Raw genomic sequence first — 17,369 nt, 5'->3', positions numbered from 1 at the left:
GAACTGTTCGATGCCATCCGCCAGCATTGGTGTGTTGAAGTGATGCACCATCAACGGGATGTAACCCTGGCAGAAGATGAGTTGCGAAGCAGTCAGGCAGCAATCAGTCGAGTTTTGAGCAGCCTAAGGACGCTGGTTATCAATCTGTTGGAAAAGCTGAATGTCAAGAATATGGTGGCTCAGTTCGATACCTTCGCCGATAAATTTCCAGCCTTGATCCAGTTCTTTACCCAACAAATGGTTTTATAAGAAAGCCCTGTTAACTATATAAAAGGGTGCAACTTTTATAAAAATGTTATCAATTTGATAATCAGTTAATTAAACAATTAGGGGGCTTGAGGGCTGTAGAGGTGCATAGAATCATTGTGAAACATGACTTTTGGAAATTTCCAGCCAGAAAGCATTAAAGTCTTTGTGGGTTTGGTAGAGACCAGCTCGATCGACTACTTTGTTTCCTATATTTTGTAGTTTATCAAGAGCCGCTCTACCCGCTTTATCGTTGTCTAAATAGGCGTTTGTCCGCTCAAACTTTTCGATAATTGGAATGGCACTTTCCAAATTAGTTGTTGAATTAAGTACCAGCGTTGGAAAGTGGGGTGTTTGTCGGCCGTAGAATTCGAGTCCCGACAGGAAATCGAATACCCCCTCAAAAACATTAATACAGTCAACTCCTGGTGCGTCGATGAGTGAGTATCCGGCTGGTCCCAGGTTGCGTTTAGCTCCTATTCCATTGCGTAACGCATAGCCGCCTTTCTGATTGATGAAACCTAGCGCGAATTGATTCTTTCCCCCTTGTTGGAAATAGATCTCATGACAGTAGCGACGGGCAACGGGGTAACTGATTTTACGACTTTCGACGTAGCGTATAAGCTGAGCGTTAGAAAGGAGTTTAATCGACCGGATAACAGCCTCGGTAGGCTGGGAGCGTATAGGCCCACTAAATGAAAAAGCAGGTTTGACTTCTAAACCGGCAAACTGGATTAGCTCTTCCACTGCCTGAGTGAAACTAAACCCGTTTAGGTGTTGGACTAGTTTAATTATGTCGTCCCCGGCTTCGCTTGAGCCGAAATCTTTATACCGATTGATCGACGTATTAACCCAGAATGACGGGGTATTTTCTAGCCGAAAGGGAGAAGAATAAACAAGCCGCTTGCCGTGTTGACTAACGGGCTGAAATCCTTTATAGGCTAGGTAATCAATAATGGCTACTGCTTTCGCCAATTGTATCCTGTTTGTAGCAATCATAATAACTTTCTTCTTAGTGGGCCTTTCCTTAAATTTTTTCAACGCCTGGTTTTGCCTGGCCAGCGTTCTACTAGCCTAAACAGAACATTATTTGGATACTCAAAACTGACCTCCGATCGAACGGGCGAACGAACGCGAACGGGGGGTATATAAGGTTTGAGCGTTCGCGTTCGATTTTGATTCTACTTTTCAAAAGCATCTTTTTTGATACCAAATAATATTTTGATTTTTGGCTGTAGAGAGGATAAAAACAGAATCGAAAGCTTCAAGGGGATTTTTAACGGGAGTATCTCGGATTTGTCCAAGCGAACGGGCGAACGAACGCATACGCGAACGCCTTATATATATATAGTTCGTTCGTTATATATATAGGAGGGCTTTCATTCATCTGACTGTCCAATTTTGAAGTCAATCGCCCCGCCCTCAATGTCCGTTAAGAGATAAACGGAGCCCTCTATAGTCTGCTCCTCCCGAATAAGATTGTATTTGAGTAGGGCTTGTAGGTTACGATTGCAAAGGGCGCGTTCGGCATCTTTGCCGGTAGTGGTATTCTGATTATGCTTGATACTTTCCTTGAGCTCACGCTCAGTCAATCTGGTTTTACTTCGATAGCACTTGGTGCGTAGGACCATTAGTTCACCAATGCGAACCCGGTTCCTGTCTTGAAGTTGGGCGCGTTCGCTCGCCGTTAAGATGCGATGGGTGGGACGGTTGGTGTGCGGGTCAAATCGGAACGCTATCGGCTCAAAATCGGCACTCTTCCGTAGGAACCGGCTTTTAATATAGTGTTCACCTCGTTGCCGGTCTTTTTCGATACCAACGGCCCCCGATGCTTTCCGTTCGAGCTCACTTCCCAAGTGGCCGCGAAGTTTGGATTCTTGACCAGCTTTTGTAGGGTTCTCGTGAATTACCAGGATGATGCAGGTATCAAGTTTACCCGCCATACTCATAATCCAACGAACCGTTTGATTACTCTCTTCTTCGTCGTTGGGCTTGCTGACGAGATCGGCAATACCGTCAATAATCCATAAATGCGCGTTTGGGTGTTCACTAAATAGAATGTCCATTCCTTCCCGACATTCTTTGGCGGTAAATTCTCGCCAGTGGTAGGTGTGCAGGTTAGCAGGTTGCTCACTCATACCAATGATGCTTTTAACACCTTTGATAAAGTCCTGTGTGTCTTCTTTGCTGCCCTCGGTATCAACATAAATAACATCGCTACCCCGGCAATAGTCAGTGCGTATTTGTAGCGTATCCAGCTCGAGCGGAATGTCTTCGAGTAAAGCGGTAGCAACTACAAATTGCAAAACAGTAGTTTTTCCGGCTTTTCGTTGGCCTGTGATAACTGAAAAATCGCCCCGTCGGGCGAAGGTGGATTGACCAACGGTAACAACAGGCTTGAGTTTCTTAACAGGGGTACGGTCGGTAATGCGACTCTCTCGTATACGACTTAGCAACGTGGTCTGATTAAGCGTAATGGTTTTGGGATCGCTACGAACCGAAAACGGGGGTAGTTGGTTAGCTATCATTATATTTGCAGCGCGTTAAGCATAATTATAGCCCCCGTACATTTTGGCCGATGTGCGGGGGCATTTTGTCTAGTTGGGGGAACGGAAGGTCTCGAGGTGTCGGAGTCTGCGCTCTAACTCGGCGTTGTCTTCTCGAAGAATAAGGTATTGCAGCAGGTATACGTCAAGTAGATCGCGCTGCTTGGTGATGTATTTCTTAAGAAATAGGGTATCATCCGGTAACTCGTTGATTGGCATCAAGCCTCCGTCGTTGATAGTTGACATGGTTTAGCTGGCTTTTTGGTCTTTTCCTTGCTCGCCGTATAAACTTTGGAGCTTGCGGATAATAGGCTCGCGTCGATGTTTGAAATAATGGTTTTCTGTCATCGTTGCGGTCGAGTGACCTAGCATCGTAGCGGTGTCATTCAGCGTAAAACCAAGCTCTTCAGCGTACATCGTGAAGGTCTTACGGCCCATGTGCGTGTGGAGCACCTCTTTAATTCCAGCGGCATGACCGATTACTTTTAGCCACTGGTTTGCCTTTTGATTAGAGATATAAGGAATAAGCCTGTTTTCCACGATACATTGCTCGTGGTATTCATACTTATTTAGTATCAGTCGAGCGGCTGGAAATATGGGAACAAAGGCTTGTTGAGCTGATTTCTGTCGTTCGATCAGAATGCAATCGAAGCCGTTAACCTGAACGATATGCCCTCTGTTGAGCTGAATCATATCAGCATAAGCGAGTCCTGTGTAGCAGCTCAAAAGGAACATATCTTTTACCAGATTCAGGGTACTCCCAACTAGTTTAGTATCCTGCAATCGGTTCAGATCGTCCATCGATAGTAGCTTGACCTCCTTCTTGAACTTTCGAATTTTGGTCGTTTTGAGCACGTTACGGTCTACCCACTCGTAAGAGACCGCGTGTTCAATAATCGACTTCATATAGTCGATTATCTTAACGCAATAGTTGTGACAGTAGGCTTTGGGGCCTTTGAGGTAGTCAATGAGTTCAGTACCTAATGCGGGTTTGAGTTGGTGAAGCTGAATCTTGGGACCGTATTGAACCGTAATGAATGTGGTTAGAATCTGTCGATAGGAACGGTATCGCTTAACTGAATTAAGAGTCAAGCCATTACTGCCGATTCGGTCTTCCTGACGCTGGTGAAAACGGTTGATAGCTTCTATAACAGTTGGTACAACTTCGTCATGGCCCCGCAGACCCATTGCAATGTCACGTATAACTAGTGGGTCTAGGTTACGACCCGTTAACTCCCGGTCTTTAAAAATTCGTGTGATGTCTGTTTTCAGAGCTTGCAATCGTGCGGTATCTCTGGAATCACCCTTGATAACATGGGTTTTGGTGTCAAAATTTGCCTTTGTAGACTTAATGCGGGTTGACCATTGAGCGCGTTTACCGTTGATCGTTATGCGGCATTGTATCATGCCGGTTCTGGGTAGTATATAGAACGAAACGAAGCATTCCGCCTGGGTAAATCGCTGACCATTTTCGACCGCTCGGGTTGCTTTTTGGTAGTTAGGTTGATTGAGCATCAATGTTTAATTTGGATTTCAAATTCTTTCAAATGGCAAAGCCCTACGGCCTCGAGGCTGTAGGGCTTAATACTTTATATTAAGTCCTCGACAGGGACACCAAGAAATTCAGATAGAGCCTTTACTTCATAACTCATTAAAGGTTTCTCACCTCTGAACACTTGACCAAAACGCTTTCGATTTATACCGACTCGGTCATAAAATCGCTGGTCTGGTTTAAACGCAATACCAATTTTGTCTTGGTATGCGGTGAAGGCATCTGCTACTGGATTGGGTGTTGTGGCTTTCATAAATGGATGAATTAGGCCACAATCTTGACAATAATTTCAATAGTAATCAACAATTATGTCAATAAATACTGACTATTTTATTAATAACTATTGATATTCAAACAGATAACATTGTAAAATTTTTCAATGACATGGACATTTCCAACAACATAAAGGCCATACGTACCGCTAAAGGAATGAGCCAAGCCGAGATAGCCAGGCGATTAGAACTCGACCCATCAGCTTATCACAGATTGGAAAACAGAGGTAGTAAATTAAGTGTAGATCAGATTGAGGAGATTGCTATTGCGTTGGGTGTTTCTTTCTCTGAGGTACTTAAATGGGGAGAAGACAAAACGAACACAATAGATCAAGAGAGATTAGATAAGCTTGAGCAAGACTTGGGAAAAGCAGACGAGTTGCTTAAGCTTCAAAGAGAGAAAATAGAATACTTACAATCTACATGCGCTCAAATAATTGTTAGGATGGCAGCTGACGAGTTTGAATTAGAGAGTAAGCTTACAATTGTCGAAAACATCGAGACAAAGGAAATAGAGCATGGATACCCGGAAGATTGGCCAATGTTTCTTTCCAACTTTTTGATTGCAAACGATTGGGCTTATAGCTTGATAGACAATGGACTGACTGGAGAACACTTAGTTTTGAAAAGCGGAACCGGCTACGGTTCATCAGTACCAGTCCCGAGAGACATTCTGCGTAAGTTAGCCAAAAGGCGTAAGGCTGATAGTAAATCGGTAGATGGAGCTTTCTAAGCGAACGGTGAACTATTGGGGTGCATTCAAAGAGAGAGGTAGTACCAAAAACGACGATTCTAATCAATTAAGAACCTTGATGCTCAGAATACCCTTTAAAAGGTTGCATTTTGGCGGAGTACCATAAAGAAAAAATCTCGATAAAATACTGAAAATGAACTTGTTGAGCGAAGGATGGTTATATTCTCCGTCTCCACTTACTTAAACCCCTGATAATCAGCGATTATCAGGGGTTATTTTTTGGCCAAAAATTAAAATGGCAGTAACAGGCCAAAAAATGGCCAAAAAATGGCAGTAGCTGAATGAATATAAATTACAAATTAGCCAGACTGAGCGATGCTGGCGACGATCTGACGAAGGCCTGGGTAGTCGTTTATTACGTGTGGAGTGTACGCGACCAGCGACAGGTTCGAAAACGGGTTGTTATTAATGGTGATACCATTTAAGAGCGCAAGGAGCAGGCAAAAGCGGTCATCCGGAAGATCAATAAAGCCCTGAAGGCTGGCATGGTGACCCATGTACCGCCACCGCCGAAAGAACCGTCTCCTATAGAGGCAGAAGTAATCACCAATGTGCTGAGTGCGGTTGACCATTTTCTGAAGGTCAAAAAACAGTCTTTGAAGGGCTCATCTCACAAAACGTACCGGTCAAGAAATAGGAAGTGTTTTTAACGGAGAAACTATTGACTATCTTGCATTTAAACTAAATCTTCAGAGCTATGAAGCTGTCTCAATTACTCTGCTTGAGTCTCCTTTCTGGAGTACTTTTTCAATGTTCATCAAGTACATCACAAGAAGAAACGACTGCTTTAAAGCCTTCAATTCAGTTAGCTTCTCCCACAGGGGATCAATTGGCTACTTCAATGGAGGAACTACAGCGAAAAATCAAGCCGGAGGTTGAGAAAAGGTATGGATTGGGTACAACTATTAAAGTGACAAAGATCACTTATGGAATCGATTCACCCGATGATCGTCTACTGATAAAGAGGGGTTCCCTAGCTATGATCCATTATACAACCGCATCGGGTCAAGAGGATAAGACAATTGGTGCCACCTCCAACTTAGAGATGGTAGTCAAGCCAGGTACTAAGCTGGCCAAGGTTGTTCAAGAGTATGAGAGAAGAATGAGAGATTTACAAGATCCTGCTAAGGAACTGTAATTGATAGTTTCTCTCTTTTGTCGAATAACATATTGCCACATATACAACAAAAAAAGGTTGGACGTTATGTTTGTAAATACTCAACATCATGACAAAGTTACTTTTACCTTTAATGTTCTTAGGCTTCTTTGGCTGTCAGCATAAAGAAAGTGTGCCTAATGATGTGTCAACTCGGGCTTCCGGTCGATATAGAGTGCTAACTTATAGTATTAATGGAGATACTCTTTACTCTGATAAGGGTATCAACAAAATTGGTGTTAGCGAATTCTACATCGTTGTAGATCGTAAAAAATCAGATTCTGTACGAGTTGGAAGCGTCTACAAAAAGATTAGTGATGTTGGCGTAGCCATTCAGACTAAAGATGTTGGTGTCAGCGAAAGTAACGGAGTCTTTCAACTTTCTGCTGGATCAAGGGCTCCGGCACTTTATGTGAGCAAAATAACAGCTAACACTTTTTATGAACGAAGTGTAAATGGTGCACCTGGCGTCGTTATAATACCACTTGGTTACACTTTTAAAACACCTAGTACCCCTTCTCAAGAAGGGATCATTATTTCAGCTCAGAAATAAGACGCGAATAAGATATTTTTAATAGTAAGACGACCTTTTAACCTAGGCCGTCTTATTACTTCAATTTCTTTATATAAATGCACTTATACAACAAAACTGTATGAAGCTTTTTCAGCTCATTATAGGGTGTATTTTGCTAGTTCAACAAGGCTGGGCTCAACCAACAATTCATCTACAATTGATTGGTCAGTTTAAAGAACCAACTTATCTAGAATATATTGATGTTTTTGATAATGAACAACTAACCATCTTATCTAATGTAAGACAGAAAGCGCAGTGGTCCGTCAAACAACCCATATTTTTGAGAGATGCTGACCACCGCAGCCAAGCTCTGTACTTACTATTCCCGGGTAGATCCTACACCTTAACACGGGGAACAAACTACTACTTAACCGCAAAAACAGCCTTCGATACAACCAACGCTGTTGCTAACTGCCATCAACAGTTTTTTAATACACAGAAATCGCTTAAACAAGGCGATTGGGATTTCGAAAAAGAATACTTGGTTGGCACTACCTATAGTAAGCTCACATTTGCCGAACGAGCACTTGAACTTCATCAACGTTATCGAAGCCGCCTAAATTTTTTGACTCATTACGGCCACCAGCACCACTTGACCAGTAAGCAATTAGCCCCTTGGAAAGACTACTTTTTCTATCAGTACATACGAGGCTTAGTGGCTCATAATCCAGGCCAGATTCCACTTGATTCAACGAAACAGTACGTTCACTTCTTTCGGGATGACGCCAAACTGTACATTCCAGAGTACCGTGCTGCGGTTATTGGTCTGTTACGTGTAATGGCTCAGCAATCTTCAGGTAAGGTTGATTTCGAACGGATGTACAATATCGCATATCGGTCGTTTTCGGGGGCTACCCGTGATTATTTGTTATTTCATATTATGAAAACATTGAGCCAACCGAAAAGGGATAAATCACCCAACCTCGATTTTGATTTACCGCTAGCTCGCAAATTACTGCCTGCTTTTCAAACGCATTGCCAACAAGTGACTTACGTTGAGTATGTTTCTAAATCAATGGAATTCCTCACCAACACTCGGTCGTCTGCAAGAGATGAAGTAAAGCTCTTGGACAGGTTGGGAGTATCCACGACTTGGACTCAACTGCTAGCCAAGCATCGTGGCCGCGTCGTATACGTAGATTTTTGGGCCAGTTGGTGTGCTCCTTGTCGGGATGAACTGCCTGATTCTCATCAGCTACGAAGGTCGTTGGCGAACGACAACATTAGTTTTCTTTACATTTCAATGGACAATGACCCTCAAGCTTGGGCCAACGCGGTAAGACAAGTTGGTCTTGAGAAGACAGCTAGTTATTTGCTGACTCACTCGTTTCAATCAGCTTTGGCTAAACAATACCAGTTGAAAGCCATTCCCCGTTACCTATTATTTGATCAAAATGGGAAGTTGATATCGGCCAAAGCAAAACGTCCCAGTGACAAGTCTCTTCGAGTCCAATTGCAAGATTTAGCTCGATAAAATAGTCAATCTAATATTTAATTTTATTTAGAGTAATCACCATTTCAACATACGGCTGATTCTTACTTTCATCTACTAACATAAGATTAGTTATAAACCGCCCCTCGGCATCGTGCAATTTAGGCTGCACGGCCGAGGGGCGGTTTGTTCTTGCACTTCTCCCAGATCGGGGGTCAACATCGCTACAGCACCGCTTGGGCGGAATGGTGTATTGGTTGAAACCCGGTACCCGGCAGCAAGTCGATTTCGCCAGCCGGTTGAAAACAGGTGCTACTGTCGACGTGTACGAAGCAGCCAGGCGGGCACTGGCCGAGCAGGGGGGAAACAAAAATTAACTAATCAATTATTGATTTGGTCTACAGAACATATGTTTATAACCGGTATCGTCCTATCTTGACCTTTCAAATGATGGCTGATCAGTCCGGCTGGAAGCAAATGAGTGTTTGTGCAGGGGTAAAGCCACAAACGGTGGAGAGCGCACTTCCGTTAAGGGCACCCCGGCAGCCTGGATCAGACCGACAGGTACCTGCTTAATCTAGATCTGTTTTACGACGAGAACGAGTATGACTGCGTCAAACCACTCTGTAACAGGATACTCTTGGCAGAGACCATATACCAAACAGCGAGATGTGTGTCAACAGATTGGTTTACTTCTTTTACTAACTCTGTTTACATCTTGTTCAAGGTCGCTCCCAGTCAGAGCTTCACTCAACCAATCGGCTTGGTATGGCTCTTTTTTAAATGGCAGTCCTAAATTATACTATGGGAATAAGGTTAGCTTGATTTTTATCACCGATCTTCCTCACCCTGAACTGAAGCGGAAACCTATCAACAAACCCACTGGCTGTCAGGAACCTTGTAGACAAACACAAACGCTTCTCATTGGCAATATTCCACTTCAGACGGGTCGTTACAAGGTTTTTCCATCTAGCTTGGCTGACTCCCTGGGTCCAACAGGCGTTCGTAGTAATTATATTACCCTGGGAGTGGGAAAAATTAATTCCGCAGTGTATAAACAGGCTGAAGGATGGCTCAGAGTGATCCGTTATGACTCGGTTAGTGGTTCCGTTAAGGGTAGGTTTGATATACGTTTTCAAGCTGACAACGGAGATTCTCGATCAATGCATTTTAAGCGTGGTAAACTCAACTTTTCGGTAAAAAAGAAGCAGACTACTTAACCTGAAAATACTGATACAACAAGTTCTGAACCCTAATTTAACCAGGCAATGCAACCGGTAAAGGTTCTTACCAATATACTGCTTATGCTGGCTGCATTTTCGTCTGGTTTCGGGCAAAAAATACAGCGTTTTGCGGGCAATAAACCAATTGATACGACCTTTAATCAACTCATCAGTCACTTTGACGAACTACATTCGTACAGAAAAGATACCCTTCGACTTCCCAACTTACTGGTTACTGAAAAGTACAAGGTTGTTCTGGCGGATACGGCTTTGCATCTAACCAAACAGCGTCGCGTAGTAACCAATCCGTTTAGCGCTGACAAGTACCCTCTTTCGTACTCAATACTTTATCGCAATAACCTGATCAGTTTATTTAGCCCTGGCTACTTTGCTTGTTTTACTATCGATGATTGGCAACGAAACCTGGCACTAGAGAAAACGCTGAACACGAAGCGGTTTAAACGGCATTGGTTGGTGGATGGTCAACTAATTGGATTAGCAGCCGGACAATATTGGCAGCTCACAACTGACAATAGATGGCGACCCTATAAGAAGCCCATTCCATTTGGCGAACGGCCTAAATTATTTGAAGATGCTACGTATCTGGTTTACAACGAATGTAACGGCGAATTTGGGGGGCGGGTCTTCTTCTTTGATAAGCAGACGAAAAAGACTTACTGGATGGAATCCACCTGTGCAGTTTGGGTTCGTCGTAGCTCAGCGGGTTATGAAGTAATGTCTAGTCTCGGACATGGCATGGGTAGTGCTGACAAGCAATTGATTGGTGATCCTCATTCCTTACCAGCATGGGCAGGTAAGCCGGCCAGCCGGGTTGCTGCAACCAATAGTTTGAGTAAGTCTACCACCCTGTTTGATCTATACGGGGTCCAGCTATTCGGAGGAGTAGCGCGTGACCAACAAATTTTCTATCTGGCTCACATTTTGGATCGAACTTGTTTGGTAAGTCTACTGGGTTCTACGTTCACTGTTGTTGATGCTTTATTTAACGATGGCCTCTATACACATCAACCAGCAACGACCAACTATGATGGAATTTACGTAATTAATTTAGATTTTTACGGCATTGGCCGCTATCGTGAGGTGAGTCTTTTGGTGCTGAAAAACGATAAGCTTACCTTACTTGACTGGCACGAACTTCACCCTCGTTTTTGAATAAATAATGATTAGGTTGGGCTATAATTTCTCTGCATTCTCAGCCTATTTTCTTTATGTGAAATTTGTTATGAAATTGTCCCTTGGCATCCTGCAATTCAGGATGCACTGCCAAGAGAGCGTTTTGTAATTGCATTTCTCCAAAATCGTGTGGCCGATCACCAAAGCGGGGAGCCGATAAAAAAACGTATACAACTCAAATTATGTTACACAATCCAGCTTTTCTTTACTTTCCCTGGCTAATCTTAGTCTTACAGCTTATCGCTTATATCGTCGGCATAACGGTGGGTATTTTGGGTATTAAAGCCCTTCGTAAATACTTGCGTAGCTAAGATTTTACAAACGTATCAGCGCTTACTCAACGTATGAAAAACCTCGTACTTATACTTCGTGAATATGCCTACTTAACCTGGCTACGAGCTAACTATGAACATGATTATGCTCTGAAAGAGGGTAGGCAATCAACTACTGCTATATTAACTTTAATATGGAGCTTACCTTTTATTTTTACTAGCCAGTATACAGGAGTGAACAGAAGCTAAAACAGGTTTTTGTTCTGAGCTTATCGATAAAAACGAAACTGTTCCGCGTTGCGTAAAGCCCTGGTTGTAGCGGTAGCGTATCCTGATCGAAACGTAAGCGCTGTTTTCCCGCTCACCCCGTAAAAACGACCCACAACGTTTCCGGTTTGGTCAGAGATAGTCAGATAAACCGAATCTCGCTTGAATTGCCAGTAGTTTTCCGTGTGGGATACCCTGCACTGGTAATATTGACAGGCTGGTTCGATTGTAGATAAAGGAGCCGATAGTATGGCAAAACCCTGTTGCTGAAAATGATTTCTCACTAAATCGGTTACGCCAAAGGGATCAACCTGACCTTGCTTCGATGTGTAAGGAATGATATACATCTGCCGACAGTTCTGCCTGGTAAAAGATATACCACTAACAAAAAGGCCAAGTTGAAGTAAAAGTAGGTAGGTCATTTTGTGACAGCTGCTGAAAAGAAGATGGGTTTGTGGGTTCAAAGCGAAGCGCGCCCGACTGTACATCTACCCGCGCTCCTGCTGGGTCGAATCGTCATGGTCGAACAATAGAATACCTGGGCTGCATGAGCTGGGGTGACTCAGTTTGTTTTCCCGTTCATTTGATAGGCCAGCGCTACGGCTAAGAGGAGCAGGGCGACGAAGCACAACGCGGCCGGGAGTGAAAATTGGTAGGCGATAAAACCCAGTAAAGCGGGTCCGGCCAGTAAGCCGGTATAGCCAATGGTTGTAATAACCGGTATGCTCACCGTAGGCGCAATACCCGGCAATCGGCCCGCTGCGCTGAAAAATATCGGAACCACGTTGGCAACACCCAAACCAAGCAGCACAAAACCCACCAGCGTGCCCCATACCCAGGGACTAAAAACTGCGACCGCTAAGCCAACTGCACCCAGTATACTGCCACCCACTACCACCGTTCTGCCACTTAATCGGGTCACGAGCCTGTCGCCGACCAGCCGCATGGTGGCCATGGCCACCGAGAAAGCTGCATAACCTGATCCGGCAAGTTCGGCGTCAACGCCCTGGTTGTCCCGTAAAAAGATGGCACTCCAGTCGAGGATGGCCCCTTCGGCCAAAAAAACAGCGAAACACATAAACCCCAGAAATAACACGCTGCCGTTTAACCAGGTAAGAGGCCGCCTGGTTTCTGTCGGCTCACTCGGCCCGGTTGTAAACTGAGCCATCGCCCGTTGCTCTATATCGGCAGGAAATAATTTCGTGTACTGGGTGCCGGTGATGACAACGATCAGCACGGCAATACTCCCGATGGCATAGACGGGGTTGAGTCCCAGCTTGATCAGGAAGCCTAACCCCAGGGAACCGAAAAGCCCGCCCACGCTAAAGAGACCATGCAGGGACGACATAATCTGTTTTGCATACAGGTTTTGCACGTGTACGCCCTGGGCGTTCATGGCTACGTCGATAGTGCCGATGGCTGAACCGAATACGAAGAGGGTTATAGCCATCGGTAGGGTCGAGGAGAGGAGCAACAGCAGGGGCAGGGTAAAGGCCATGACCAGGGCGGCACTGGCCATGACAATCCGGCTCCCGAAACGGCTCACCAGCCAGCCTGAAGTAGGCATCATGAGCATAGCTCCGGCTCCCAGCATCAATAACAACAACCCCAAATTGGCATCATTTAACTGGAGCCGATCCTTAGCGAGGGGCACCATAGGGGCCCAGCTCGCCATACCCAGGCCGCAAACGAAAAAGATCAGCTGAGTAGCGAAACGGGCTTTAACTACGTCTGCTGTTGATAGTCCCAGGTTTGCCTGCATAGCGCTGGAGAGTCTTTGGTTGTGTGGTGAATGGTGAGTCTGCTGTTCGGGAAGCAAGATACAAACAAACGGTTATCAGGTTCCCCGACTATGTTGCGTTGACGTGCAGGACGCAGGCATAGACAGACCCCCTTATGAATCGTTTGGCGGGGCTGAGCCGAACAACGGAAGATGACCAGCGTTATGAAGCCATCAGGCCTGAATTGCCCTGGAGGTGATTTATAGGCTGTTCAAAAAGCCGGATTTAACGCTCACCCACAGCCGCCTGGGAGGTTGTTTGGGAAAGGGTGGTTAAGAAGATAAAGCCACGCAGACAGCCCGTTTTACACCCCCAGCTCCCTAAAGGGACGGTCGGCCGCTGCAGGAGCCCATTCGGCGCGGACGGCTCCCCCTTTAGGGGGCTGGGGGGTAGAAAAGGCCGGCCCATTCGAGCCGACTAACCTCAGCAGATACCTTCCCCAAACAAGCTCTTAGGCCGGGCCGCCGTCGCGGGGCTGGTAGGTATAGCAATAACAGAAGGCTGAAAACACCTGCCTCCAATAACCCACATTCAGAAACTAGTGTGAAGTAAAATGCTGAAAAAATCAGGTAAAATTCTTATTGTAAAGTATCAAGGATCAGTAAACGCTATAGACAAAGAATAAAATTTGCCCGCCTATTATTTCAGGAAAATAAAATGGTGAATTTGTTGGTTAAGGTGATAATATATCCATTGATATAGGCAATCGAGCCTACCAATAGCGGTTGTGAATCAATACATTGTGATGGGTCTAGCTAATTAATTGTGTTAGTTGGATTAATTGTGGTGTATAAGTTAGGATGGTATGTTTCTTATTATAATTCGTAACCCTTCAGGCAGTGCATGACCAGGAAGATAAGCAACCCGTTAAAAAACGATAGCGTAGCTTCGTAGTTATGCACTGAATGAAGAAGTAATAATGTTTAAGCGGCCCCTGTAGCAACAGAACTAACTTTAGTCCAGACGATAAATTTCTTTAATGTTTTCGAGCACTTTGATAAAGTCAATCTGCAAGTCAATTAACTTTCCGGAGTGTACGTCAAACACCCAGCCGTGGATGGTAATGTCGCGATCCCGGCGGGCTTGCTGCACTTCGGCCGTTTTGAGCACATTGATACACTGCTCTTCCACATTGAGCTCTACCAACCGTTTGTAGCGCTGTTCCTCATCCTGGATAGCATTCAGCTCCTCCCGGTGCATTCTGTACACATCCCGAATATTTCTGAGCCAGGGGTTCAGTATGCCCAGGTCTTCGGATTGCATGGCGGCCTGCACACCCCCGCAATAGTAATGGCCGCACACGACAATATGTTTTACCTTGAGATGTAATACGGCATAGTTCACAACTGACATGACACTCAGATCCGTATTCGGAACCATGTTAGCAATGTTTCTGAGGACGAACACCTCACCGGGCGATACGCCCATCAGTTCTTCTGCCGATACACGGCTGTCGGAACAACCGATGTATAAGATATCGGGTGTTTGTCCTTTGGAGAGATCACTAAAGTAATCTGGTTCGACATGTATTTTCTGCTGAACCCAGGTTTCGTTGTTTTCGAAAATGCGTGCGATATCCATCCTGCTCGTTTTACGTTGATAATAATCTTGTGCGAAATTAATAGATAAACTAACCTCAGTACGTTCTGTTTGAACCGACGGATGTACTACAGGGAATTTTACCGGAAACCAGCTCTTCAATTTAATACCCGGTTACTAGCCCCGGCTTGGGTCAATTGACAGCCCTGAACAGTCCTGTTTTTTATAGAATAGTCCGGTATTTATTGTCCGCACATCTGGAAATAAATCATTAATTATCAGTTGTTTATTTTTGTTGTCAACCTGAATTTTTGCGGCTCCATGTGCAGAATCTGCCCGCAGGGTTAAAGGTGTTGACTGGTCGTGTGCTGTTGGGGAGTCGGCACTTGCCAGTCATTATACACTGGAAGTACCAGCGCGGTAGGACAGGCAACGAAATGGCCACCGCATTACGAGTCAGTAACGGGTTCTTCGAGCCGGGAACAAGAATTAGTCTACCTGTAAGTTGACACTCGGCAGTTTTCCCCAGGCTGAATGAGGTAACCTTACCTGTATGTAAAAAATATAGTACGCTCGCCAGTCCGTATAAATGGCTAATACACCAGTAATTAGCCCGACTTAGGCGATTTTACGTATATATACACCCGTACTCCATGAGTAAACCAGGAACCAGAGCGGCTTGATGCTAGTTATAAGCCCGCAAAGCAAGTTGTACCACCATGCCTCATCGTAATAAGGACTGCGTTTTCATCGTCGACGATGATGAGGACGATCTGTTTATCATTCAGCAGGTTTTTTCACAATACAGTCCGGAGTGTCAGCTTAAGCCGTTGACAAGTGGCATGGCCCTGCTCGATGCGCTGGCCGAAGCCCCTGCTTTGCCCAACCTGATCCTGCTGGACCTGAATATGCCCCAGATGAGCGGGCTGGAGACGCTGGCCCACCTCCGTCAGCATAAAACCTACGCCACTATTCCGGTAGTGGTACTGACAACATCCGATCACGCCCGCGACAAACAACAGGCGGCCCAGCTCAAGGCCAGCGGGTTCATCACCAAACCATCAACCATTGAGCAGTATAATAAGGTCGTGCTGAAACTTCGGCAGGACTGGCTGCTGGGTAACTGCGTACCGGATCAGCCGGCGGGCTGCTGCTAGATCGGCCTGGCGCCGGCATGAGTAAAGAAAGCCGGTCTGGCTGACTTTTAGGGGAGAGTCACCACCTGCCCGAACCGACCGTATGCCGACCACCCGCCGACAGTTTCTGCACCATACCACCCAACTGGCTGCCAGTGCCGCCTTGCCGGGGGTTATTCCCCAGCCAACCCGCACCGCAGCGGCCGACCAGGTGTCGGTGGGGCTCATCGGCTGTAACAGCATGGGCTGGACCGATCTGATGTCCATGCTCAAACTGCCCGGCCTGTGCTGCATAGCCCTTTGCGATGTAGATCAGAACGTGCTGACCCGCCGGGCGGCCGAACTCGACAAGCGAACGCCCGGTACAACCCCCAGGCTGTATACCGACTTCCGCCAGCTGCTCGAAAACAAAGACATTGACGTTGTCATTATCGGCACGCCGGACCACTGGCATTGCCTGCCTATGGTCTATGCCTGCCAGGCCGGGAAAGACGTCTACGTTGAAAAGCCACTGGCCAATAGCATCGAGGAGTGTGATACCATGGTGGCCGCCGTACAGCGGTATAAACGGGTGGTGCAGGTAGGGCAGTGGCAGCGGTCCGGCCCTCACTGGAAACAGGCTATCGACTACGTACAATCCGGCCAGATAGGGAACATACGATCCGTGAAAACGTGGGCGTACATGCCCTACGGGAAAACCTTCCCCGGGCGACCCGACGAACCCGTACCGACCGGAGTCGATTACGACATGTGGCTGGGACCGGCACCCCGGCGGCCGTTTAACCGCAACCGCTTCCACGGCAGTTTTCGTTATTTCTGGGATTATGCGGGAGGGCTGATGACCGACTGGGGCGCGCACATGATCGATATAGCCCTGTGGGGGATGCAGGTCACCGCCCCCCGCTCGGTACAGGCCCTCGGCGGTCGGTTCGGCTTTCCCAACCACGCGGGCGAAACCCCCGATACCCTGCAGGTGCTGTACGATTTCGGTACGTTTCCGTTGCTCTGGGAGCAGTCGCTGGGAATAGGGCGGGGGCCGTACGACCGGGATCATGGCGTGGCGTTTATCGGCAACCACGGAACGGTAGTCATTGACCGGGGGAAGTGGGAGGTGTTGCCGGAAGTAGAAAACGGTCGGTTCATGACCCCGGCCATGCCTCCGCAGTACGGCGACGGAAAGGACCTGGACCGGCACACGCAGAACTTTATCGACTGCGTCCGGAGCCGACAGTCACCCAATTGTCCGGTTGAAGCCGGTCGGCATGTGGCGCTGAACGCTCAGCTCGGCAACATAGCCCACCGGCTGGGCCAGCAGCTCTTCTGGGACGAAACAACCCGCTCTGTCCTGAACAATCAGAAAGCTAGTGAGTTGGCCAGGGCGCAGTACCGGGCCCCCTGGGTGTTGCCGAAGCTATAGGAGGCATA

Annotated in this window: 13 protein-coding genes and 1 pseudogene; 8 read left to right on the top strand and 6 right to left on the bottom strand. The window is 46.3% G+C overall.

What is annotated here, in order from left to right; all coding sequences use genetic code 11:
• A pseudogene (locus B1C80_RS28475) lies at nt 1–249 on the top strand (hypothetical protein); the annotation flags it as partial.
• Nucleotides 250–360: 111 nt separating this feature from the next.
• Here B1C80_RS28475 and B1C80_RS23175 read toward each other — a convergent pair.
• The 4 genes from B1C80_RS23175 to B1C80_RS28210 all read right to left on the bottom strand — a co-directional run bounded on the left by B1C80_RS23175 (nt 361) and on the right by B1C80_RS28210 (nt 4,597).
• The gene (locus tag B1C80_RS23175) at nt 361–1,287 is read right to left on the bottom strand and encodes a CHC2 zinc finger domain-containing protein (RefSeq protein WP_077923609.1); all 927 of its coding nucleotides are present in this window, start codon (nt 1,285–1,287) and stop codon (nt 361–363) included.
• A gap of 338 nt (nt 1,288–1,625) precedes the next feature.
• Complete coding sequence (locus tag B1C80_RS23170) at nt 1,626–2,774, bottom strand: AAA family ATPase (protein ID WP_139361721.1); 1,149 nt, start codon at nt 2,772–2,774, stop codon at nt 1,626–1,628.
• A gap of 267 nt (nt 2,775–3,041) precedes the next feature.
• On the bottom strand, nt 3,042–4,307 hold the full coding sequence (locus B1C80_RS23165) for a site-specific integrase (RefSeq protein ID WP_077923607.1): 1,266 nt from the start codon (nt 4,305–4,307) through the stop codon (nt 3,042–3,044).
• A 74-nt stretch (nt 4,308–4,381) separates the two neighbouring features.
• The gene (locus B1C80_RS28210; RefSeq protein ID WP_139361720.1) at nt 4,382–4,597 is read right to left on the bottom strand and encodes a hypothetical protein; all 216 of its coding nucleotides are present in this window, start codon (nt 4,595–4,597) and stop codon (nt 4,382–4,384) included.
• Nucleotides 4,598–4,728: 131 nt separating this feature from the next.
• On the opposite strand from B1C80_RS28210, the gene B1C80_RS23160 reads away from it, so the two are divergent.
• The 5 genes from B1C80_RS23160 to B1C80_RS23145 all read left to right on the top strand — a co-directional run bounded on the left by B1C80_RS23160 (nt 4,729) and on the right by B1C80_RS23145 (nt 10,928).
• A complete protein-coding gene (locus B1C80_RS23160) occupies nt 4,729–5,349 on the top strand; it encodes a helix-turn-helix domain-containing protein (RefSeq protein WP_077923606.1) in 621 nt (206 codons plus the stop codon).
• Nucleotides 5,350–6,067: 718 nt separating this feature from the next.
• The gene (locus tag B1C80_RS23155; RefSeq protein ID WP_139361719.1) at nt 6,068–6,508 is read left to right on the top strand and encodes a hypothetical protein; all 441 of its coding nucleotides are present in this window, start codon (nt 6,068–6,070) and stop codon (nt 6,506–6,508) included.
• Nucleotides 6,509–6,596: 88 nt separating this feature from the next.
• Entirely contained in the window at nt 6,597–7,079 is a 483-nt protein-coding gene (locus tag B1C80_RS28205; protein ID WP_139361718.1) for a hypothetical protein, read from the top strand.
• A 100-nt stretch (nt 7,080–7,179) separates the two neighbouring features.
• The gene (locus B1C80_RS23150; protein ID WP_077923603.1) at nt 7,180–8,574 is read left to right on the top strand and encodes a TlpA disulfide reductase family protein; all 1,395 of its coding nucleotides are present in this window, start codon (nt 7,180–7,182) and stop codon (nt 8,572–8,574) included.
• A gap of 1,262 nt (nt 8,575–9,836) precedes the next feature.
• Nucleotides 9,837–10,928, top strand: a complete 1,092-nt coding sequence (locus tag B1C80_RS23145; RefSeq protein WP_139361717.1) for a hypothetical protein — start codon at nt 9,837–9,839, stop codon at nt 10,926–10,928.
• 1,122 nt (nt 10,929–12,050) lie between these two features.
• Here B1C80_RS23145 and B1C80_RS23140 read toward each other — a convergent pair.
• Together B1C80_RS23140 and B1C80_RS23135 are read right to left on the bottom strand one after the other, a co-directional pair.
• The gene (locus tag B1C80_RS23140; protein WP_077923601.1) at nt 12,051–13,250 is read right to left on the bottom strand and encodes an MFS transporter; all 1,200 of its coding nucleotides are present in this window, start codon (nt 13,248–13,250) and stop codon (nt 12,051–12,053) included.
• Nucleotides 13,251–14,223: 973 nt separating this feature from the next.
• Nucleotides 14,224–14,850, bottom strand: coding sequence for a carbonic anhydrase (locus tag B1C80_RS23135; protein WP_077923600.1), 627 nt, complete (start codon nt 14,848–14,850; stop codon nt 14,224–14,226).
• 677 nt (nt 14,851–15,527) lie between these two features.
• Between B1C80_RS23135 and B1C80_RS23130 the strand changes: the two genes are divergently transcribed.
• Nucleotides 15,528–15,965, top strand: a complete 438-nt coding sequence (locus B1C80_RS23130; protein WP_077923599.1) for a response regulator — start codon at nt 15,528–15,530, stop codon at nt 15,963–15,965.
• An 82-nt stretch (nt 15,966–16,047) separates the two neighbouring features.
• Complete coding sequence (locus tag B1C80_RS23125; RefSeq protein ID WP_077923598.1) at nt 16,048–17,361, top strand: Gfo/Idh/MocA family protein; 1,314 nt, start codon at nt 16,048–16,050, stop codon at nt 17,359–17,361.
• Nucleotides 17,362–17,369 lie beyond the last annotated feature (8 nt).

The sequence above is a fragment of the Spirosoma sp. 209 genome, assembly GCF_002006735.1.
Classification (GTDB): domain Bacteria; phylum Bacteroidota; class Bacteroidia; order Cytophagales; family Spirosomataceae; genus Spirosoma; species Spirosoma sordidisoli.
This window is presented reverse-complemented; position numbering and strand designations above follow the sequence as displayed.